A 20,362-nucleotide genomic window follows, 5' to 3' on the forward strand; every position below is an offset into this window, starting at 1 on the left:
GCCGGTTCTCGGCCTTGCCTGCCGCGATTTGAAAAGAAATCCATGATTATCGACCTCTACGGATTCGGCCCGGCGCTCGCCGCTGGCGCGCTGATGACTGTGAAACTGGCACTCTCGGCCCTGTGCCTGGGGCTGGTGCTCGGCCTGCTCGGCGCCTTGGCCAAGACGTCCCCGTACAAGCCGCTGCAATGGCTTGGCGGCACTTATTCGACCCTGGTTCGCGGCATCCCGGAATTGCTCTGGGTGCTGCTGATCTACTTCGGTACGGTCAACCTGATGCGTGCCCTGGGTGAGTTCTTCGGCAATCCCGACCTGGAACTCAACGCCTTCGCCGCCGGCGTGATTGCGCTCGGCCTGTGCTTCGGCGCCTACGCCACGGAAGTGTTTCGTGGCGCGATCCTCGCCATTCCCAAAGGCCATCGTGAGGCCGGCGTGGCCCTGGGCCTGTCGAAATGGCGCATCTTTACCAAGTTGATCATGCCGCAGATGTGGCGTATCGCCCTGCCCGGCCTGGGCAACCTGTTCATGATTCTGATGAAAGACACCGCGCTGGTGTCTGTGATCGGCCTGGAAGAAATCATGCGTCACGCGCAAATCGGCGTGACCGTGTCCAAGCAACCGTTCACCTTCTATATGGTCGCTGCATTCATGTACCTGGGTCTGACGATCCTGGCCATGACTGGCATGCACTTCCTGGAAAAACGCGCCGCTCGCGGCTTCGCGAGGAGCACCCAATGAACTGGGAAGTCATCATCAAGTGGCTGCCGAAACTGGCCCAGGGCGCGACCCTGACCCTGGAGCTGGTGGCGATCGCCGTCATCGCTGGCCTGCTGCTGGCAATTCCGCTGGGCATCGCTCGCTCGTCGAAACTTTGGTGGGTTCGCGCTTTTCCCTACGGCTACATCTTCTTTTTCCGTGGCACGCCGTTGCTGGTTCAGTTGTTCCTGGTCTACTACGGCCTGGCGCAGTTCGACGTGATCCGCAACAGCTCGATGTGGCCTTACCTGCGCGATCCGTTCTGGTGCGCCACGGCAACCATGACCCTGCACACCGCCGCTTATATCGCTGAGATCCTGCGCGGCGCCATTCAGGCGATTCCACCGGGCGAGATCGAAGCGGCGCGAGCCTTGGGCATGTCAAAACCCAAAGCACTGTTCTACATCATCCTGCCCCGCGCCACGCGCATCGGCCTGCCCGCCTACAGCAACGAAGTCATCCTGATGCTCAAGGCCAGCGCTCTGGCCAGCACCGTGACCCTGCTGGAACTGACCGGCATGGCCCGCACCATCATTGCCCGGACTTACCTGCCCGTGGAGATCTTCTTCGCCGCCGGCATGTTCTACCTGCTGATGGCTTTTGTGCTGGTACGTGGCTTCAAGCTGCTGGAGCGCTGGCTGCGCGTCGATGCCTGCCAAGGGCGTTGATTCCCGCGTGCTGACGGGCGAGGACCTGCTCGCCCGCTTCACCGCGCTGGATGCTTTTCTGACAGCGCATCAGGCGCTGTGGAAGCCACGGCCGTTCACTCATCTGCAGCTTCCCTGGGAAACCTCCTACCCTGAGTTGGCCGCCTGGCTACGCGGGCGCTCGCTGGAAGAGGCAGAAAACAGTCATAAGCAACCGTGCCTGCTTGAAGCGCCCGAGCCATTTGCAACCCTGGCGCAGATGTCCCTTGCCCTGAGCGCGGTGGATGAATTGCCCGCCCATGCGCTGGAAGCTGCAGGCCATCGACTGAACGTCGATGTTCCGGGGCGCAAATGGCAGCAGATCGAAGCCTTCTCCAGTCGCTTACTGTTTGCCGACCCGCCACGGCATTGGCTGGATTGGTGTTCGGGCAAAGGTCACCTGGGCCGACGCCTGCTGCAAACCGGGCAACAACTGACCTGCCTGGAATACGACCCGGCGCTGGTTGCCAGTGGTCAGTCGCTCAGCCAGCGGCATCATTTGCCTGCGCTGCACGTAGGACAGGATGTGCTCGCGGCCAACACGGCTGCGTTATTGAAGTCAGAACATACGCCCGTTGCACTGCACGCCTGCGGCGATCTGCATGTGCAACTGATCCGGCTCGCCAGTGCAGCAGGCTGCAAACAACTCGCCATCGCCCCTTGCTGCTACAACCGGATCAGCCTGACCCAGTATTCGCCCATTTCCGCGTCCGCCAAAGTTTCTGCCCTACAGTTGTCCCTCGACGACCTCGCGCTGCCGATGAGTGAAACCGTTACGGCTGGCGCTCGCGTGCGACGTCAACGCGATATGTCCATGGCCCGGCGACTGGGATTCGATCTGTTGCAGCGAGAGCTGCGCGGCGTTGACGAGTACCTGCCCAGCCCTTCCCTGCCGAGCGCCTGGCTCGATCAGTCGTTTGCCGACTACTGCCAACATTTAGCCGCACTCAAAGAGTTATCCACAATCGACCCGCAAGATTGGCCAGCCCGGGAAGCCGCCGGTTGGCAACGCTTGGCGCAAGTGCGCAATCTGGAGCTGCTGCGCGGACTTTTCCGACGCCCACTGGAGCTGTGGCTGGTGCTTGATCGAGCGCTTTTCCTGCGTGATCAAGGCTACGAAGTTCGTCTCGGCACCTTCTGCGAAACCCCGCTCACACCGCGTAATTTTCTGCTGCTGGCAGAACGCGCGTAAAGCACCGCAGCCTGTGGATAACTCTGTTGATTAAAATATCGTGGATCCAATATTTACAGCTGTTTCAGGGGTGAAACGATGCTGTTCAGTTTTCGTACACTTGAATAAAAAACCAGTAAAACAGTGATTTGCGTGCTGATGAGAACGGATCCACAAATTCGTCATATAGCCCGTGCATAGCAAATTCCGTTGTGCATAAGCATCCGATCAAAAGGACATAACCGCCGAAATAGAGGCGGCTTAAGCAGAAAATAGCGGGAATCAGCGTCGAGTGATCAGCAGATTTCGACATGGTTTTTCAAGCACTCGATAACGCCTCTGGAGCGCCCGGCATCCACGATGAAAGCCAATCCAAAAATAGTCAGAATTCAGGGGTTTACAGAACCTCACCAATCGCTATAATCGTCGCCCTGACACGCCGGTATAGCTCAGATGGTAGAGCAACTGACTTGTAATCAGTAGGTCCCGGGTTCGATTCCTGGTGCCGGCACCACATTAGGCTCCATTGCATTCCACCGAATGCTCTGGAAGCCCCGAAAACCCGCCCTTTGGCGGGTTTTTTCGTTCCGGGACCCTCCGTCGGGATCCAACAAAATCCCCCTTCCCCGAGGGTATGTTAGGGGTACTGCGATTTCCCGGTCAGGAGCGCGTACCCCTATGCCACGTCTAGCGATCCCCCTCAGCGACCTGCAATGCCGCACGGCCAAAACCCGCGAACGCGCCTACAAACTGTTCGACGGCGGAGGCATGTACCTTTTCGTCAAACCCAATGGCGTGAAGACCTGGCGCTTGAAGTACACCAAGCCCAGCGGCAAGGAAGGTACGCTCATCATCGGCAATTACCCCATCGTTACCCTTTCCGTCGCACGACGTAAGCGAGACGAAGCCAAGGCGTTGCTGCTCGACAACCTCGACCCAATGGAAGAAAAGAAGAAGGCCAAGATCGTAGCCCAGCGGGCGGCACTGCTTTTCGAAACCGTTGCTCTGGAGTGGCACGCCGACATGTCCCGTCGCTGGACCGAAGGACACGCAAAAACCGTGATGAGCCGACTGCGTACCCACGTCTTTCCGCTGATCGGCCAACGACCCATCGCTGAACTCGATACCCACGACCTACTAGAGATCACCCAGCGCATCAAGGAACGCGGCACCATGGATGTGGCGTTAAGGGTACAGAACTACTTATCCACCATCATGCGCGGGGCCAAGAGGGCTCGGCAGATCACCATGAATCCTGCACTGGATCTGGCAGGCTCGATTCACGCGCCGCGCACCATCCATCGCCCGGCCCTCTCCCTCAACCGCCTACCCGAATTGCTACACCGTATCGACAACTACAACGGCCGCGAGCTGACGCGCCTTGCCGTCCTGCTCACGCTGCATGTATTCGTCCGCTCCAGCAAACTGCGCTTCGCGCGATGGAGTGAGTTCGACCTCCAACGCGCCATGTGGGAAATCCCCGATACACGCGCACCGATTGAAGGGGTACGCAACTCCACACGTGGGACCAAGATGAACGGCGATATTCAAATGGTTCCGCTATCGCCGCAGGTCATCGAAATACTGGAGCGTCTGCGCAGCCTCAGTCGCTTTTCAGAGTTGGTGCTACCGGGCGACCACAAGTACTGGAAGCCCATGTCCGAGAACACGGTGAACACCATGCTCCGCAACGTCGGCTATGACACCAGCAAGGACGTGTGCGGCCATGGCTTCAGGACCATGGCCTGTAGCGCCCTGCTTGAGTCCGGGTTATGGACCGACGCAGCCATCGAAAGACAAATGAGCCATAAGGAACGCAACCGCGTGCGCGCCGCGTATATCCACAAGGCCGAATTTCTGGAACAGCGCAGGCTGATCATGGCCTGGTGGAGCAACTACATCGACGCCAACCGCCATGGGCATGTGACGCCCCACGAATTCGCTCACCCGGTAGGCGACAACATTACCGCCCTGCAAAAAAGCCGTGGCGCATCCAAACGTGGGTAAGCCAATGAGATCACCGCAGTCCGCCCTTCCACGCGGGTCCATCCAAGCAGGGCTGCAAAGCCGCCCTGCTTGGATGGACCTCACTTAAAAAATCTAAAGCCCACGCAACTGTCTGTGGAAAACCACTGATTTCCAACGGTGGATAATTTCATCCACAGCCGCAGAATCCCCGAAAACTCGAGCCTTGACCCGAATTATCCACAGGCGTAGAAAAGATCGGGCAAAGCGCTGTCGTTGACAGCAACCCAGGTAGCCAGAACCTTTAAGGCTACGCCACATCGTGGTGGTTCTCCCAAAGTGCGATTAGCGTCCGGCGGCCCGCACGCTCACAGCGATGTGATGGATGCTACTTCTACCAGAGTGCCCACTGCGGCAACTCACACCCCTTCGTAGCTGCCCTGCAGCAACCCATCCGCTTGGCCATTTCACTGCGCCAACCTGCGCCCGTCTCTTTCTCCCGGAAAGAGACGGGCGCTCCTACCGCTGCTGCAGCCCATCTCGTACAAGGCTTTGCGGCATTCCCCCTCGTGACAATCGGCGTGACAAACACAGAAGTCACCAGCAACAGCGATGCAGATGATGGTGCCGCAGCCCAGGGAATGGACTGCACCTGACTGACAGTCAGGCATGCCCCGGTCATCACATCCCTGCCTTCACCCGACTCAGGATCTCGCGGCGCCGGTCTCGTCAACCAGTGCAGCCTCCACCCGCCCACTTCCTCGGAAGTGTTCAGGAGGCCAGATCATGAAATGCCCAAGCTCCCGGTCGTAAGGAGCCGCCAGTCCCGCGTTAGTGGACAACCCTCACAGGTCGCAGGGGCCTTGATCCCTGATAACACTCAACATCCTTGGCGGGATGACGTGGGGAATGTTTTAAAAGCTTTGGCTTCAAGAGGAGTTCGAGCATGGCACTGGTGGGCAGGCGAGATGGACGTAATTTTGGCTACGGTCGGCAGTTGAGCTATGCCGGGCCACAGGCATTGAAAGATCTGTTTGGCGGTGGGCATTACGGGACCGTCAAAGCACACAGTGATCGCTGGCAGGCGTTTGTGCGCTGGTGTCGCTCAGAGGATGGGCCGGGGTTTAACGATGCCCGGCTAATTGATCGGCAGACCTTGCTGGACTACGCCGGGCATCTGCGCCTGCAAGTTGACCAAGGTGAACTCGCCATCGCCACCGCGCAAAATCGGTTGTCCAGCGTGAACCGAACCATGGCCGCGCTTCGCGGTGATCAGTATGTGAAAGTGCCGAGCCCGAGCAAGGCGCTGGGAATGCGGCGCACCAGTGTTCGTTGCTCGGTTTCGCAAGGCCAAGACCGCGAACAGGTAAAACGGATCGTCGACGTGCTTTGCGAACATCAGCAGCCGCGCGCCGCAGCCATCGTGCAGTTAGCGCGAACCACCGGCATGCGCATGCGCGAGGCCATTTTGGCCGACCTGTCCCGATTGCAACGTGAAGCAGAGCAACTTGGCAGAATCAACATCCAGGATGGCACCAAAGGTGGCCGCTCAGGTGCATCGGCACCTCGATGGATTACGGTAGATGATCATGTTCGTGACGCACTTAGGTTTGCCGAACAGGCCTCGCCCGACGGTAGCCGCAACCTGCTTGCTCCGAACGAAAACTACCAGGACTTTCTGCGGGACACCGTCCGCCCCGCACGGGACATCATCCATAAGCACGACCTCAAAGGCTTCCACGAATTACGGGCAGCCTATGCGTGCGAACGCTATGAACAAATCACCCACCATCCCGCCCCCATCAACGGTGGCCATTGCTATCAACTCGACCGACGCCTAGATCAGGATGCCCGAGTACAAATCAGCTATGAGCTGGGGCACGGCCGTATCGTCGTGGTGGCCGCTTACATTGGCGGTCAAGCATGAGCACGGCATTCGATATGAATCTGTTCCTGGCGGGCGTCCTGACCGGGTCGCATACCACGCGCCAACGCCACCTGCGTCAGGCAAAGGCTATCCAATCAGTAATCGCTGAGCGCTGGCAACGCGACAATCCATGGACTTGGCAGAGAAAACACCTTGCGTGGTTTTTGAATCACCACCTAAACCAGCACACGGAATCGACGCGCTATTACTATTTGCTGACCATGCAATTACTCACTCATCGCTTAGGAAAACCCTGGCAGTTCAACCGCTAAACGAAGGTCAGAAAACGGCCGATTCTGTTGAAAAAGTCGGTTTACCCAAAACGCTCGAATATTGATGGGTAAAAACACCTCTTTTGCACGCTGCTACGTGAAATCCGAGTCCTGAACCTTCTGCCTAAAACTCAGATTTCAATCTCAGGCGCGTATTTTTCTGCCGTGGAATTCGAAGCCGACTTTTTCAACAGAATCGGCCAAAAGCAGTCATCGAGTGTCTTGCAAGAAAAAGGTGCATGCCAAATTCTCAAAAAAACATGGGCTGAGTTTTCGCTTCGAGCGTTAGCTTTTGCGAAACGCATCCAAGTTGATAATTAACTCTCGCAAATCATCTGGAACTTCATCTTCCTTAAACTCATCTATGATCTGAACATCAGTCATATTAACATTGTAATCAGTTTGTATGGCGTCCCTCAGCAGTCGCAATGTGGTTTTTCCAGGCACCACCTGCATTCGTGAATTTATATCTGCCCACATTTTTTCAAAAGTTTCGATTGCTGCCCTACTGATGGTGCTTGTATCCTCCTTCCTCCCTTGATAATAACCAAGCCGCCTTCCTATGTATTGAGATTGAGCATCAATTTTTAAACCCGCAGTAATCTCTTCAAGATAATCAACGACTCCCTTATCTAGGACAACTGCTTCCCCAGCCCTTCGACTTCTTGAGTGCACTCTCTTCTCCAGCACTCGCTGGAGCACTGGTATTACAAGAAGATAATTCTCCATTTCCTTTCGGCCGTGAATGTGTGCAGCAGTTAACTCCGACCTCAACCCACATAAAATAGATTCGATCTCTTCTTGGCAGTAGTAATCTCGATCGTAGACGGCGAAGAGTTTCATGGTTGCATCGATAGTATTCTTAATCCCCCAGGCGAAAGCTTTTATTTTCTCCCAAGAAGAAAAACCGCCCGATTCGAAAGCTGTTAAATCATTACCCGATGCAAGATCACTAAATCCAAGATTTTTTGCAAATCGACGAATCGTTTTGTAATCACTCATGCCCTCTACAAACAATATTTTTTTTGTTCTAGCAAGATGGCTTAAAGTGATATTTTGCGCTGATCCAAGCTCTTCTACTGCTAACTGAACGCCTTCAATATCTCTGAGGCGTCTGGCAAGCTTCGAGCCTTTGCTGACCAATAGGATTTCCGATGGGTCTGCTTCACCCATAATTTCAACAGAGTGAGTAGCCAGTAACACGTCAGAATCCAAAGCTCTAAGAATGCTAAGTAGCTGACGCTGGATATCTGGATGAAGGTAAATCTCAGGCTCATCAATTACGACGATGCTAGTGTGCTGTTCGCGAAATAAATTTCTCCATGCTTGCACTACACTTCAGGTGCCATTCCTACCTTGGAGAGTTCCTGGTGAGCGCTCTGGACATTACGCTTAGCCCTGAAGAATTTGCCGAACTGAGCCGCCGCGTACGTTCCGCCACCATCAGTCAGCGCGATGGCCGTCGAGCCCGCGTCATCTTGCTGGCAGCGCAAGGATCAATGCGAGAAGAAATTGTACGATTGACAGGTTTCTCTCGCCCTACGGTCACCGACTGGTGCCAGCGTTTTCAGGCGCTCAGATTGGAAGGCCTGCTCGACAAGCCTGGCCGAGGACGCAAATCCCCTCTGCCTGCCGACACGATCCGCCGCGTGCTCGAACAGGTCACTCAACCTCGTATCGGCGAGCCCCGCTGGAGCTGCCGAAGCATGGCCCGTGCCGCCGGCATATCAGCGACCACCGTGCATAAACTGTGGGCGGCCAATGACTTAAAGCCTCATCTGACACGTACCTTCAAACTGTCGAACGACCCGCAGTTCGAGGAGAAATTCTGGGATGTCATCGGCCTGTACCTGGCCCCGCCAGACAAGGCGTTGGTGCTCTGCTGCGACGAGAAAAGTCAGGTGCAAGCCTTGGAACGCACACAGCCTGGGCTGCCTCTGGGGATCGGTCATATCCAAACAAAATCCCATGATTACACTCGCCACGGCACGGTCACGCTGTTCGCAGCGCTGGATTATCTCCAAGGCAAACTGATCAGTAGCATCGAGCGCCAGCACCGCCATCAGGAGTGGTTGGCTTTCCTCAAGAAAATCGACAAGGAAACCCCCAAGCACCTCCAGCTGCATCTGATCGTGGATAACTATGCGACACACAAGCACGCCAAGGTGAAGGCTTGGCTAGCGAAACATCCGCGCTTCCATGTGCATTTCACGCCGACCTCCAGCTCGTGGATGAACATGGTCGAGCGGTTTTTCAGGGACATTACCGTGTTCTTGCGCGACGGCAGCTTCGGCTCCGTACGTGAGTTGGAAAGCTCGATTACCACCTTCCTGGCATTACGGAACGCACGACCGACCCGGTACGTTTGGAACGCGAAAGGCGAGGAAATTTTGAGCAAGATCCGGCGGGCACGTGAAGCGATGGAGACGCAGATGGAAGGGCAAGTTATTTCGAAAACAGCACACTAGCTTCATCCGCCCTAGAAAGGTGGGTAAGCAATTGACACCAAATTTGAAACCCAAAACCCGCCCAGTAAACCTCTCGATCAATCCTTTCCTCAGCAACGAACATACGCAATTTCTTGTTGCCGACATCTAGTTCTGGCTTGCTCATGGCCATACTTGGCCAAGTTGCAGTTATCATCGTAGAAAATTTGTCCCAGTCCTCTTTAAAATAGTACCAATAATTACGAAAGTGCCTGCATGCTCTGTGCGTATTCAAGGCGTTCTTAACCGTATCCTCTGAAACGTAGGCCTCTTCATGCTCTAGCGGACCAAGCACGGGAACGATTTGAATGACTATAGGAAAAGCACTTTTAAATCTCAATGTCGTCGTGACAAGAGGTCCTTCGCTTTCCCAATGCAATATGCAACCACCATCGCTAGGAAAAAATAAAAACAACTTATTTTTATTGGTTAATCTAAACTCAATCCTACTATCTTCACCGTTATAATTTGTCGCCACATTTTCTAAGGATACGCTTATCTGTTGTTCTGGAATACGATGACCGAGACCAAATTTCCCGTCAGGCAATGGAACTCGTTCAGCTTTGAGACGCCTAGCTCTTCGTAGAGCAACATCCAATATTCTGAAGGCACTAATAACGGTGGATTTTCCAGCATTATTCGCCCCAACTAAAATATTGGTCTCAGCTAAACTTACGGAATAATCACTAAGAGCCTTAAAATTTTTAAATTTAACGGAGCTAATCCTTACTTCCGACAATTTCTTCTCCTATTAGGCCCAATCATGGCACTGTTTTGCGTCGTTTCTCGACGCTACCGATTCGCCATCATTCTGTCTAGTGACAACGCCTCGTGCTTAATGTTGATGTCAGAAAGCGCGTAACCGCCGACATCCTCCATCGCAGAGGGCAACCCACTTTTTGCAAAGCTTAAATGGACTCCTATGGCGATGCCTGCGCCATTACAGGTTGCAACCTACCCGCTGTGCTCGAGGCCGCACACGTCACACGCAGGCACTAACGATCATGACCCCATTTGGCCGGTTTTGCCGCTGGTCACAGGCAACTATGGGTCGTCTGCTACCTGTCGCCACGGCAGCTTTTGGCGGATTCCTACCTATTCTCGACGGAGGGGATGATCAACAACGTTCGAATTCGGGAGGTTTACCATTCCGTATGCGGCTCTGAATTACTTGCAGTCCGACAAAGTGCTGACATCTAAAAAATCCCGAGTTCGATTCCACCGAACGCCATAACTAGCTGATTTATTTATAGTTACTTGTTGGGGTACGCCGAATTTTCCAACGAACTCCAGATGTCCGAAAAACCTAGCCCCGCCGAAACATACCGTTCGTCTGGTGCCGCACCACATAGATCAACAACTTAGGCTCACCGAAAGGTGGGCCTTTTTTGTTTTCTGGGTTTAGTTCCTGATTTGGTCACAGCTTTGGTCACAGCTTTGGTCACAGCTTCTCAGTTTATTGTAGCTGACGGGAGCCGTGGATTCGAAAGGCCATCGGTGGTTGCACGCGGGTTATGCAGCGACTCCAACAGCATCTGAACACAGGCAAATCAAATGGGTGGGGCGGAGGAATTGCCTGGAAGAGCCTTTCAGACAGGGCTAAAGGGCTTTGCTTCAGGTATTTAAACCTCAGGCTTGAGGCCACTTTTCTTAGCAAAGAAAACCACCAGCACTTCGATGATCTTCGCCTCAATGGCATTGAAGATCACTTCTTGCCCCTTGCTGGCCAGCTTCAACTTGTGGCGAAGACGAAGGATAACGCCGGTTAGAGCAACACCAGCCAAGCCAGCCAAGCCGACTCCAACCGGGTACATAATCGGAGTTGCAGAAATGATGCCTGCAGACATCAACCAACCAGTGATGCCAGTAGCGCCTACAGTGGTACCGAAATAGCCGGCGCTACCGATGATCGCTGTCGCTATGCCAGAAGCAGACAAGGCGCCAACGCCCAAAAGAGCTCCCGATCCGAGCAGCAACGACGAGATAGCGGCGGAGCTCAGATAGGTACCACCAACGTATCCGCCCGCGCTGGAGACGATTAGGCCACCAGCCGCATGGGGCACAAGGGAGCCGCCTGCTGCCAGGGCGGAGATGATCGGAATTAATGGTAAAGCCATACTTCGAAGCCTCTACTCTGGTACCCAATTATCACCGAATGATAGCAAGAGGATGGCCCTTGCAATTTATTACAGAGCTTCACCGCGCAGTTGGTGTCGACAACCGCCACTTCGTAAGAGCCAGCAATTGGGCGTAAGCACTCATTACGAAACGTCTGCTCAAGACCGCTTTCTGCCCAGCGCGATAGGCAGAAATCGGCCAATTGCTGCCGCCCGCAAATGGCCCAGAGTGTGTAAAAACGCCCGGACAAACCCTTGCTATGATTTCTGAGAATCTCATCGCAGGGGGAACCCATGAAACGGTTTATCCAGGGTGAACACCGAGGTCAAAGTACCTTACTTCCCGAAAGCCTCGACGACTACGTCAGCGAAACCAATCCGGTGCGCGTGGTCGATGTCTTCGTCGATGAACTCGACCTAGCCAAACTGGGTTTCGATAGCGTCATTCCAGCCGAAACCGGCAGACCTGCTTATCACCCTGCGATCCTGCTGAAGATCTATATCTACGGCTACCTAAACCGTATTCAATCGAGTCGACGTCTTGAGCGAGAAGCTCAGCGTAACGTCGAGTTGATGTGGTTAACCGGGCGCCTGATGCCCGACTTCAAGACCATCGCCAACTTCCGAAAAGACAACAGCAAATCCATTCGCGGTGTCTGCCGCCAGTTCGTTTTGCTCTGCCAGCAGTTGGGGTTGTTTAGCGAAAACCTGATTGCCATCGACGGCAGTAAATTCAAGGCGGTGAACAACCGCGACCGCAACTTCACCAGCGCCAAACTGAAGCGGCGCATGGAAGAAATCGAGGCGAGCATCAGCCGTTATTTGGCCGCGCTCGATGCGGCTGATCGACAGATCCCTAGCGCCTCCAAGCCAGACACGGTGAGCTTGGAAGATAAAATCGCCAAGCTCAAAGCACAGATGAAAGAGCTTCAGGGGATTGAGTCTCAGCTCAACGAATCGCCAGATAAACAAGTTTCGCTGACCGACCCGGATGCCCGTTCGATGATGACGCGCGGCAGCGGGATCGTTGGCTACAACGTGCAGACGGCTGTCGATACGCAGCACCATTTAATCGTTGCTCACGAGGTCACCAACAGAGGTTCTGACCGTGACCAACTCAGTTCAATGGCGAAGCAGGCTCGTGAAGCCATCGGCGTAGAAACGCTGTCGGTAGTTGCCGACCGAGGCTACTTCAAAGGCGAAGAAATCCTGGCCTGTCACGACGCAAGCATCACCGCCTACGTGCCGAAGCCGATGACTTCAAGCGCCAAAGCTGATGGCCGATTCAACAAAGATGCCTTCGTGTATAACGCGACGAAAAACGAATACACCTGCCCGGCGGGAGAGGCACTGATCTGGCGATTCTCCAGCGTTGAGAAAGGCTTGTATATGCACTGCTACTGGAGTTCAAAGTGCCAGAGTTGCACGCTGAAAACCCAGTGCACGCCAAGCACAAATCGTCGAGTAAGGCGTTGGGAACATGAAGCTGTGCTGGAGGAAATGCAGCGTCGGTTGAACCAAGCACCAGAGATGATGAAGGTTCGAAAACGGACAGTTGAGCATCCCTTCGGGACGCTCAAGCAATGGATGGGGGCAACGCACTTCCTGACTCGAAAACTGAACGGGGTGAGTGCGGAGATGAGCTTGAATGTGCTCGCCTATAACTTGAAGCGGGTTATGAAAATCATCGGTACAGAAGGCTTGCTGAAGGCGATGGCGGCGTAAAAGCCGCAGCTTTTACTGCTGCAAGTGGTGCCAAAGCGCTTCATAAACGCTCTGACGCGCTATCGGCGCCGATCTTGGCAAATGTTCGGGAAATCGCCTCGCCCAAGAGCGCTGGGCTTAGGCATCCAACATACTGAAAGTGTTTTTACACACTCTGGGCCGCTTTCGGCCAGAACCATTCACCCGATACTTTCCCATCTCAGATAGCGCACTGGCGTTAGCGATATTCGGAGCTAGCCATACCTGTCTACTGCTCAAGCATTAAACTGCGCCATAGGATCACTGTTGGTGCAACAGGTGAGAGGTCTGTTTGCTGCAGTACCTGTTTTGGCAACTCAATTGCAGTCAACTCGCTCAGGCCGGATGAGGAGTCTGGTGTGCTAAAAGTTGCTCGGGCACTTCGGTAGTCATCGATGGGCGGGTAGTCATTTGATCGTAACCACGACCTTGCCTTTGGCTCGTCCCTGTTCGACGTATTTCAGCGCCTCTGCCGTTGATTCAAAGGGAAACGTTCGATCAATCACCGGATTGATGATACCCGCCTCAACCAGCGCGCTGATTTGGTGCAGTTGGGCGCCGTTGGCGCGCATGAACACGAACGTGTACCTAATGCCCTGCTTACGTGTCTTGCGCCGAATGCCGAGGCTCAGCAGACGCATTACCTGCCGCAATGGCCAGGATAATCCTTGCTCCTGTGCGAATAGCGCAGTGGGCGGCCCTGAGATGGAAATCAGCTGACCGCCGGGCTTGAGGACCTTGAGTGACTTTTTCAGGACATCGGTGCCAAGGCTGTTCAACACCACGTCGTAGCCGTGCAAGACATCTTCGAAATTCTGCTTTTTGTAGTCGATGACCACGTCAGCCCCCAGCGCCTTGACCCATTCGACATTCGCGGTGCTGGTGGTTGTGGCGACAAAGGCACCCAGGTATTTGGCAAGCTGGATGGCAACGTTGCCGACGCCGCCGGAGCCAGCATGAATCAACACCTTCTGGCCCGGTTGCAGGCGGGCGGTGTCGACCAGCACTTGCCAGGCCGTCAGTGCCACCAAGGGCAGGGACGCGGCTTGCGCCATGCTGGTATTGGCCGGTTTCAGGGCGATCGCGTTCTCGTCCACGGCAATCCTTTCGGCGAACGTGCCGATCCGTGCTTCCGGCGGGCGAGCGTAAACCTCGTCACCCGGTTTGAAGCGTGTCACTTTAGAGCCGACCGTCACCACGACGCCCGCCAGGTCGTTGCCCAGAATCAGCGGAAACGAGTAGGGCAGGATCAGCTTGAATTCGCCTGTGCTGATCTTCGAGTCCAGCGCGTTGACACTGCTGGCATGGACCTCGATCAAGACGTCGCGGCCCCCCACTTCAGGGGCTGGCGCTTCGCCGAGGCGTCCGGGTTGCTTGCCGTAGCGATCAATCAGAAAGGCTTTCATCGAGGTGCGGCTCTTGTCGGTTGTAGGGAGGGTAGCCGGGGCGTGGTCAGGCATCGAGGAACGCCTGCGCCTTGGCGACAAAATCAACGTGGTGCTGGAAAATCCCGCCGTGTCCGGCATCCTGATAAATCACCAGTTCTGCGTTGGGGATTCGCTTGGCCAGTTCAAACGAATTGACGCTGAGCACCATGATGTCGGTGTCGCCGTTGACGACCAGCGTCGGTGACTGCAAGCGCCCAAGGTCTTGCGGCGGCTGTTTGCCCCACGCGGTGATCGCTTTCAACTGGCGCAGGAAAGCGCGGGGCGTCGGGCCTTGGTCGCGATTGTTTTTGCGAGTTTGCAGGCGCTGCAAATACTGCGAGGCAGATCGACGCCCGTTGGCCGTAGACGTGAAGAACAGATAGAACTTCGGATCGCGCAGGGTCAGCAGGCCTTTGAGGATCAATGGCCACGTCACCGCGCCAACCTTGTCGATATCGCTGCCGCCGGCAGGCCCGGTGCCGGTCAGAATCAACCGCCGCACCAGTTCAGGCGCCTTCAGAGCGATGTCCTGAGCGACGAAACCGCCGAGGGAGAAGCCGAGCACATCAACGGTGTCCAGCCCCAGCGCGCGGATCAACTGGATGGCATCGTCAGCCATCTCGCCGACGGTCAGTGGCGCGGTTCCACCCGAGCCGCCGATGCCGCGATAGTCGGTGGTGATGACGCGTCGGGTTTGCGCCAGGCCATCGATGATCGCGGGGTCGAAGTTGTCCAGCACCGCCCCCCAATGGTTGAACAGTACGAGGGGTACACCGGCAGTGGGGCCGATATTGCGGTAGGCGAATGGAATACCGTTTACGGTAATCGACTGGTTCGCCGCGTGGATGAACGACGTCGGCGAACCCGAAGGCGGATTTGTTTGTGCTGAATTCATGACTACTCCGGATTGCAGGACGGATTCGGTTCAGCGCCTTGCGCCTGCAGCGAATCCGCCGCACATGCTCGCTATCTGAAAATCACTCTGGAGTCTGGTAACGCTGAGCAACCGCAGACTGACGGATTTGGCCGATCAGACCCAGACGTGCGCCCTGCAGGACATCCCAGCGCTCCGCCTCGTGCAGCGGCGGAATGGTCACGGGTTCGCGACGATCGAAGCCCACGAGAGCGGCATCCACCAGATCGCCCACTTCCATGATTTCGCTCAGGGTGTTGATGTCGACGCCGGAGCGATCCCAGATTTCTGTGCGCGTGGCCGCCGGCAGCACGGCCTGCACGTAGACGCCCTGAGGCGACAACTCCAGGCTCAAACCTTGGGACAGGAACAGCACAAAGGCCTTGGTCGCGCCGTAGACCGTCATGCCGAATTCCGGCGCGAGGCCTACCACCGAACCGATGTTGATGATCGCACCGTCACCGGTCTTGACCAGACGTGGAGCGACGGCGCTGGCCAGCCGCACCAGCGCGGTGGTGTTGAGGGCGACAAGTTGCGCCACTTTGTCGGTGCTTTGCTCGACGAAATGGCCGGACAGCGCGGCACCGGCGTTATTGACGAGGATGCCGATGCGGGCGTCGTCGCGCAGACGGTTTTCAACGACGGTCAGATCGCCGGATTGAGTCAGGTCTGCCGGGATCACATCGACGGCGACTTCATGTTCACCGCGCAAGCCTGCGGCCAGTGCGTCCAGGCGCGCCTGATCGCGAGCGACCAGCACCAGATCGTGGCCGCGTTGCGCAAAGCGTTCGGCGTAGACGGCGCCAATGCCGGTGGAGGCGCCAGTGATCAGAACAGTAGGGCGAGTGCTCATGGGGTATCTCTCTTTGAGGAGGTGAGAAACAGAACGCGCTTAGCTTGCGCTGACGCTCGATTCAGCCAGTGTCGGGTAGTCGATGTAGCCTGCCGCGCCGCCGCCATAGAGGGTGGCAGGATTGAACGCGGACAACGGCGCGCCACGTTTCAGGCGTTCCACCAGATCCGGATTGCCAATGAACGGGCGACCGAAGGCGATCAGGTCGGCCTGGTCTTCAGCGAGCCGCGAGGTGGCCAGATCGAGGTCATAGCCGTTGTTGGCGATGTAGGTGTTTTTGAAGCGCTGGCGCAGGGCGGCGAAATTGAAGGGCGCCACGTCACGCGGACCGCCGGTAGCGCCTTCGACCACATGTAGGTAAACCACGCCACGGGCGTCGAGTTGTTCGACGAGGTAATCGAATTGCGCCTGCGGATCACTGCTGGATACGCCATTGGCCGGCGACACCGGCGACAGGCGAACACCGGTGCGGTCTGCACCGATTTCACTGACTACAGCCGCCGTCACTTCGAGCAACAGACGCGCGCGATTTTCAATCGAGCCGCCGTAAGCATCGGTGCGCAGATTGGTGTTGTCCTTGAGGAATTGATCGAGCAGGTAGCCGTTGGCACCGTGAATTTCCACGCCATCGAAGCCAGCGGCGATCGCGTTGGCCGCCGCCTGGCGGAAGTCGTTGACGATGCCCGGCAGTTCACTGATGTCCAGTGCGCGCGGCTCAGATACGTCTTCGAAGTGGTTGTTGACGAACACTTTAGTGGCGGCGCGCAGCGCAGAAGGGGCCACCGGGGCGGCGCCGTTTTCTTGCAGGTCGACGTGCGAGACGCGGCCGACATGCCACAGTTGCAGGAAGATTATTCCGCCCTTGGCATGCACAGCGTCGGTCACGCCGCGCCAGCCGTCGATCTGTGCCGGTGTATAGATCCCCGGGGTGTCCTGATAACCCTGGCCCTGTCGGGAGATTTGCGTGGCTTCGCTGATCAGCAAACCGGCGCTGGCGCGCTGGCTGTAATAGGTCGCCGCGAATTCGCTGGGGACGAAACCTTGACCGGCGCGGTTGCGTGTCAGCGGCGCGAGAACGACGCGGTTCGACAGAGTGAGATTGCCCAGCGTGCAAGGGGAGAACAGGGTTTGCTCGGTCATCTGATGTTTCTTCCGTGGCCGTTGATGAAGGTCGATGGGGCGAGCAATTAGGATGATGATCGAAATCTAAACTGTCAACGGTTTTGATTATGGACAACATCTATGTATTATCGGGCGCAGGATTTCCCCGGAAACACGAGGTATTGCACGTGAGAGTGACCAAGGCCCAGGCGCAGGCCAATCGAGAGCACATCGTTGAAACGGCCTCAGAGCTGTTCCGTGAGCGCGGCTTTGACGGCGTCGGCGTGGCCGATCTCATGGCTGCCGCCGGTTTTACCCATGGCGGTTTCTACAAACACTTCGGGTCGAAGGCCGACCTAATGGCCGAAGCCTCGGCGTGCAGTCTGGCCAAATCGCTGACCGGCGCTCAGGCACTGGATGTCCCGGGCTTCATCAAGGTCTACGTGAACAGAGAGCATCGCGACGGACGTGGTGACGGTTGCACCATGGCCGCGTTGGGCGGCGACGCGGCGCGCCAGTCAGATGAGGTGAAAGCGACATTTGCCCAAGGCATTGAGCACACCCTGCAAACCCTGGGCGAGAAGTACCCGACAGGGCCGGAGGCCGAGGCGGGTGAGGGGCGCAAGAAGATGATCGACCTGCTGTCGCGGGCCGTCGGCGCTATTATCCTGTCGCGTGCCTGCCCGGATGATTGCGCACTTGCTGATGAAATTCTTGAGGTGTGCCGGGCAGAAATGGTTGCTTCATTGCCGGTCGATGACGTGAAAACGGTGTAGAGACGCATTCATTGAAAGCCCAGATTCCGTAGAATTGCGATGTTGATTCTCGGAGCATATGGGCATTTTGACCAAAACCATGGGGCGCGAATGACGGCTTTTGGCCGTTCTCTGCCCGTCGCGAGAGGCAGAAAGCGGCCGTCTGTTGCCTGTTGCCATGGCAGCTTTTCGCGGATTCCTGCCTATTCTCTACGGAAGGGATGATCGACAACGTTTGAATTCAGGAGGTGTACCATTCGTATGCGGCTCTGAATTACTTGCAGACTGACAACGTGCTGACCTCTAAAAAATCCCGAGCTTGATTCCACCGAACGCCATAACTAGCTGATTTATTTATAGTTACTAGTTGGGGTACGCCGAATTTTCCAGCGAACTCCAGACGCCCGAAAAACCTAGTCTCGCCGAAACATACCGTTCGTCTGGTGCCGCACCATACAAAACAAAGCCCTCGTAGCAATACGAGGGCTTTGTTGTTTCTGCCGTTTAAAAAAACCGGCTCTTAGTGACCCGCGCTTTGCCCACCATCGACGTGCAGGATTTCGCCAGTGACGAACTTGGCGTTGTCCAGGTACACGACCGCTTGTGCGATGTCTTCAATCTCGCCCATGCGCCCGACCGGGTGCAGTGCGCCGAGTGCGGCGTGGGTTTCTTCGCCGTGCATCGGGGTTTTGATGATGCCCGGGCTCACCGCGTTTACACGGATGCCGCGCTTGGCGTACTCGATGGCCAGGGAGCGGGTTGCCGCGTTCAGGCCACCTTTGGTCAGCGAGGCCAGTACCGACGGTACGCCGTCGATCGCGTGGTCCACCAGGCTGGTGGTGATGTTGACGATGTGGCCGCTGCCGTGTTTTTCCATCTCGTTGATGGCCAGTTGAGTGATGTAGAAGAAGCCGTTGAGGTTCACCGACAACACGTTGGCGTAGTCTTCGGCGGTGTACGCGGTGAACGGTTTGGCGATGAAGATGCCGGCATTGTTGACCAGGGTGTCGATACGGCCGAAACGGGCAATCGCTTCACGGATGACGCGCTGGGCGGTTTCCGGTTCGCCGATGTCGCCGGCCACGGTGAGGATGTCCGGATCGGTGGACGGTTTGATCGAACGCGACGTGGCGACGATCTGGTAACCGAGTTCACGGAAGGCCTTGACCATGCCATCGCCGAGACCTTGGGATGCGCCAGTGATGACAACGACTTTTTTCGAATTGCTCATGATGAAATCCTCAGACAATAAAAAGTGGGGTAGAACATTTGTGAGTCAGGCTTCGGCGGAGGCCTGGGCCATTTGTCGCAACATCTGTTCGTAGTACTCGATCGATTGCGAACCGGACACCAGGTGACGGCCGTTCAGCACCATGGCCGGGACAGAGTTAATGCCGTGCTGCCGGTAAAACGCCTCAAGTTCACGTACCTCGTCGGCAAACGCGCCCGACGCCAACACCTCGCGTGCACGGTCCTCGTCCAACCCGGCTTCTCCTGCCAGCCGCACCAGCGTCTGCTGATCACTCGGGTTCTGGCCTTCGCTGAAGTAAGCGCGAAGCAGGATCTTCTTCAGCGCCACCTGACGCCCTTCCTCCAATGCCCAAAGCAACAAACGGTGAGCGTCGAAGGTGTTGTAGAAGTGGGTGCGCTTCTCCAGGTCGAACTTGAAGCCGATGGCATTGCCGCGTTCGATCTGCATCGCTTTGCCATTGGCGACGTCCTGGGCGGTACGTCCGTATTTGCGCATCAAGTGCTCGACGGCTTTCTCGCCTTCGGCCGGCATGCTCGGGTTCAGCTCGAAAGGCTTGTAGGTCAGCTCAACCGAAACCTCACCGGCCACGTTCTCGATCGCCCGTTCCAGCGCCGCTGCTCCCAGTGCGCACCAAGGGCACACCACATCGGAGACGAAATCGATGGTCACCGACGGCGTCATGACTGCCCCTCTTCCGCCAGTTGCTTGCGGTATTGGGTGGTGGTGATCCCGGCGTAGCCCCAGTTATCGGTGTCGACTTCCTCGATCACGATGTGGGTCAGGTCAGGGCGTTTGTTGAGCACGCGCTCCAGTGTTTCAGTGATCTCGGCAATCACCTGAGCTTTCTGCTCAGTGGTAACGCCATCGCGGGTGATGCGCACGCTTACGAAAGGCATGAGGGAAACTCCAGTGACCTTCCCGTCGGGATGATGGGAGAG

General features: G+C 56.3%; 19 protein-coding genes and 1 tRNA gene. 10 read left to right on the plus strand and 10 right to left on the minus strand.

The window, feature by feature from the left end; translation table 11 throughout:
* Nucleotides 1–42: 42 nt before the first annotated feature.
* The 7 genes from ACNYC6_RS12020 to ACNYC6_RS12050 all read left to right on the plus strand — a co-directional run bounded on the left by ACNYC6_RS12020 (nucleotide 43) and on the right by ACNYC6_RS12050 (nucleotide 6,777).
* Entirely contained in the window at nucleotides 43–738 is a 696-nt protein-coding gene (locus ACNYC6_RS12020; RefSeq protein ID WP_060544038.1) for an ABC transporter permease, read from the plus strand.
* The gene (locus ACNYC6_RS12025; RefSeq protein WP_419712470.1) at nucleotides 735–1,424 is read left to right on the plus strand and encodes an ABC transporter permease; all 690 of its coding nucleotides are present in this window, start codon (nucleotides 735–737) and stop codon (nucleotides 1,422–1,424) included. The genes ACNYC6_RS12020 and ACNYC6_RS12025 overlap by 4 nt, the downstream gene beginning before the upstream one ends.
* On the plus strand, nucleotides 1,405–2,634 hold the full coding sequence (locus tag ACNYC6_RS12030; RefSeq protein WP_419712471.1) for a methyltransferase: 1,230 nt from the start codon (nucleotides 1,405–1,407) through the stop codon (nucleotides 2,632–2,634). The genes ACNYC6_RS12025 and ACNYC6_RS12030 overlap by 20 nt, the downstream gene beginning before the upstream one ends.
* Before the next feature lie 417 nt (nucleotides 2,635–3,051).
* Nucleotides 3,052–3,127: transfer RNA gene (locus ACNYC6_RS12035), tRNA-Thr, on the plus strand.
* A 164-nt stretch (nucleotides 3,128–3,291) separates the two neighbouring features.
* Nucleotides 3,292–4,620 (plus strand): tyrosine-type recombinase/integrase, encoded by a 1,329-nt coding sequence (locus tag ACNYC6_RS12040; RefSeq protein WP_419712472.1) that lies wholly within the window; start codon nucleotides 3,292–3,294, stop codon nucleotides 4,618–4,620.
* Between the two features lie 904 nt (nucleotides 4,621–5,524).
* On the plus strand, nucleotides 5,525–6,505 hold the full coding sequence (locus tag ACNYC6_RS12045) for an integrase domain-containing protein (RefSeq protein WP_419712473.1): 981 nt from the start codon (nucleotides 5,525–5,527) through the stop codon (nucleotides 6,503–6,505).
* A complete protein-coding gene (locus ACNYC6_RS12050) occupies nucleotides 6,502–6,777 on the plus strand; it encodes a hypothetical protein (protein WP_419712474.1) in 276 nt (91 codons plus the stop codon). The genes ACNYC6_RS12045 and ACNYC6_RS12050 overlap by 4 nt, the downstream gene beginning before the upstream one ends.
* 285 nt (nucleotides 6,778–7,062) lie before the next feature.
* Here ACNYC6_RS12050 and ACNYC6_RS12055 read toward each other — a convergent pair whose 3' ends face one another.
* Nucleotides 7,063–8,109 carry an ATP-dependent nuclease gene (locus tag ACNYC6_RS12055; RefSeq protein WP_419712475.1) on the minus strand — a complete coding sequence of 349 codons (1,047 nt, stop codon included), beginning with the start codon at nucleotides 8,107–8,109 and terminating at the stop codon, nucleotides 7,063–7,065.
* 38 nt (nucleotides 8,110–8,147) lie between these two features.
* Here ACNYC6_RS12055 and ACNYC6_RS12060 point away from each other — a divergent pair, with 38 nt between their 5' ends.
* Complete coding sequence (locus ACNYC6_RS12060) at nucleotides 8,148–9,245, plus strand: IS630 family transposase (protein ID WP_419709546.1); 1,098 nt, start codon at nucleotides 8,148–8,150, stop codon at nucleotides 9,243–9,245.
* Here the strand turns inward: ACNYC6_RS12060 and ACNYC6_RS12065 are convergent.
* A complete protein-coding gene (locus ACNYC6_RS12065; RefSeq protein ID WP_419712476.1) occupies nucleotides 9,223–10,002 on the minus strand; it encodes an AAA family ATPase in 780 nt (259 codons plus the stop codon). The genes ACNYC6_RS12060 and ACNYC6_RS12065 overlap by 23 nt on opposite strands.
* An 883-nt stretch (nucleotides 10,003–10,885) precedes the next feature.
* Nucleotides 10,886–11,380 (minus strand): hypothetical protein, encoded by a 495-nt coding sequence (locus ACNYC6_RS12070; protein ID WP_419712477.1) that lies wholly within the window; start codon nucleotides 11,378–11,380, stop codon nucleotides 10,886–10,888.
* Between the two features lie 294 nt (nucleotides 11,381–11,674).
* Here ACNYC6_RS12070 and ACNYC6_RS12075 point away from each other — a divergent pair, with 294 nt between their 5' ends.
* Nucleotides 11,675–13,105 (plus strand): IS1182 family transposase, encoded by a 1,431-nt coding sequence (locus ACNYC6_RS12075; RefSeq protein WP_419712478.1) that lies wholly within the window; start codon nucleotides 11,675–11,677, stop codon nucleotides 13,103–13,105.
* A gap of 425 nt (nucleotides 13,106–13,530) precedes the next feature.
* Here the strand turns inward: ACNYC6_RS12075 and ACNYC6_RS12080 are convergent, their stop codons facing one another.
* The 4 genes from ACNYC6_RS12080 to ACNYC6_RS12095 form a co-directional block, all read right to left on the minus strand.
* The gene (locus tag ACNYC6_RS12080; RefSeq protein ID WP_419712955.1) at nucleotides 13,531–14,529 is read right to left on the minus strand and encodes an NADP-dependent oxidoreductase; all 999 of its coding nucleotides are present in this window, start codon (nucleotides 14,527–14,529) and stop codon (nucleotides 13,531–13,533) included.
* A gap of 46 nt (nucleotides 14,530–14,575) precedes the next feature.
* A complete protein-coding gene (locus ACNYC6_RS12085) occupies nucleotides 14,576–15,445 on the minus strand; it encodes an alpha/beta fold hydrolase (RefSeq protein ID WP_419712479.1) in 870 nt (289 codons plus the stop codon).
* Nucleotides 15,446–15,527: 82 nt separating this feature from the next.
* Nucleotides 15,528–16,316: an SDR family NAD(P)-dependent oxidoreductase gene (locus tag ACNYC6_RS12090; RefSeq protein ID WP_419712480.1), complete on the minus strand. Its 789-nt coding sequence runs from the start codon at nucleotides 16,314–16,316 to the stop codon at nucleotides 15,528–15,530.
* 39 nt (nucleotides 16,317–16,355) lie between these two features.
* On the minus strand, nucleotides 16,356–17,456 hold the full coding sequence (locus ACNYC6_RS12095) for an alkene reductase (protein ID WP_419712481.1): 1,101 nt from the start codon (nucleotides 17,454–17,456) through the stop codon (nucleotides 16,356–16,358).
* A gap of 149 nt (nucleotides 17,457–17,605) precedes the next feature.
* Here ACNYC6_RS12095 and ACNYC6_RS12100 point away from each other — a divergent pair, with 149 nt between their 5' ends.
* Nucleotides 17,606–18,193 carry a TetR/AcrR family transcriptional regulator gene (locus ACNYC6_RS12100; protein ID WP_419712956.1) on the plus strand — a complete coding sequence of 196 codons (588 nt, stop codon included), beginning with the start codon at nucleotides 17,606–17,608 and terminating at the stop codon, nucleotides 18,191–18,193.
* A 499-nt stretch (nucleotides 18,194–18,692) separates the two neighbouring features.
* On the opposite strand, the gene ACNYC6_RS12105 is transcribed toward ACNYC6_RS12100, so the two are convergent.
* Genes ACNYC6_RS12105 through ACNYC6_RS12115 form a run of 3 tightly spaced genes read right to left on the minus strand, consistent with a single transcriptional unit; the run spans nucleotide 18,693 to nucleotide 20,320 of the window.
* A complete protein-coding gene (locus ACNYC6_RS12105) occupies nucleotides 18,693–19,403 on the minus strand; it encodes an SDR family NAD(P)-dependent oxidoreductase (RefSeq protein WP_419712482.1) in 711 nt (236 codons plus the stop codon).
* 45 nt (nucleotides 19,404–19,448) lie between these two features.
* Nucleotides 19,449–20,105, minus strand: coding sequence for a DsbA family oxidoreductase (locus tag ACNYC6_RS12110; RefSeq protein WP_419712483.1), 657 nt, complete (start codon nucleotides 20,103–20,105; stop codon nucleotides 19,449–19,451).
* Nucleotides 20,102–20,320: a tautomerase family protein gene (locus tag ACNYC6_RS12115; protein ID WP_056852134.1), complete on the minus strand. Its 219-nt coding sequence runs from the start codon at nucleotides 20,318–20,320 to the stop codon at nucleotides 20,102–20,104. The genes ACNYC6_RS12110 and ACNYC6_RS12115 overlap by 4 nt, the downstream gene beginning before the upstream one ends.
* Between the last annotated feature and the right edge of the window lie 42 nt (nucleotides 20,321–20,362).

It is taken from the genome of Pseudomonas sp. NFX224, from assembly GCF_048565165.1.
GTDB lineage: Bacteria > Pseudomonadota > Gammaproteobacteria > Pseudomonadales > Pseudomonadaceae > Aquipseudomonas.

Coding starts and splice junctions, on each gene's coding strand:
- ACNYC6_RS12020 (WP_060544038.1), top strand. CDS start 43: ATGATTATCGACCTCTACGGATTCGGCCCGGCGCTCGCCGCTGGCGCG.
- ACNYC6_RS12025 (WP_419712470.1), top strand. CDS start 735: ATGAACTGGGAAGTCATCATCAAGTGGCTGCCGAAACTGGCCCAGGGC.
- ACNYC6_RS12030 (WP_419712471.1), top strand. CDS start 1,405: ATGCCTGCCAAGGGCGTTGATTCCCGCGTGCTGACGGGCGAGGACCTG.
- ACNYC6_RS12040 (WP_419712472.1), top strand. CDS start 3,292: ATGCCACGTCTAGCGATCCCCCTCAGCGACCTGCAATGCCGCACGGCC.
- ACNYC6_RS12045 (WP_419712473.1), top strand. CDS start 5,525: ATGGCACTGGTGGGCAGGCGAGATGGACGTAATTTTGGCTACGGTCGG.
- ACNYC6_RS12050 (WP_419712474.1), top strand. CDS start 6,502: ATGAGCACGGCATTCGATATGAATCTGTTCCTGGCGGGCGTCCTGACC.
- ACNYC6_RS12070 (WP_419712477.1), bottom strand. CDS start 11,380: ATGGCTTTACCATTAATTCCGATCATCTCCGCCCTGGCAGCAGGCGGC.
- ACNYC6_RS12075 (WP_419712478.1), top strand. CDS start 11,675: ATGAAACGGTTTATCCAGGGTGAACACCGAGGTCAAAGTACCTTACTT.
- ACNYC6_RS12080 (WP_419712955.1), bottom strand. CDS start 14,529: ATGAAAGCCTTTCTGATTGATCGCTACGGCAAGCAACCCGGACGCCTC.
- ACNYC6_RS12085 (WP_419712479.1), bottom strand. CDS start 15,445: ATGAATTCAGCACAAACAAATCCGCCTTCGGGTTCGCCGACGTCGTTC.
- ACNYC6_RS12090 (WP_419712480.1), bottom strand. CDS start 16,316: ATGAGCACTCGCCCTACTGTTCTGATCACTGGCGCCTCCACCGGCATT.
- ACNYC6_RS12095 (WP_419712481.1), bottom strand. CDS start 17,456: ATGACCGAGCAAACCCTGTTCTCCCCTTGCACGCTGGGCAATCTCACT.
- ACNYC6_RS12105 (WP_419712482.1), bottom strand. CDS start 19,403: ATGAGCAATTCGAAAAAAGTCGTTGTCATCACTGGCGCATCCCAAGGT.
- ACNYC6_RS12110 (WP_419712483.1), bottom strand. CDS start 20,105: ATGACGCCGTCGGTGACCATCGATTTCGTCTCCGATGTGGTGTGCCCT.
- ACNYC6_RS12115 (WP_056852134.1), bottom strand. CDS start 20,320: ATGCCTTTCGTAAGCGTGCGCATCACCCGCGATGGCGTTACCACTGAG.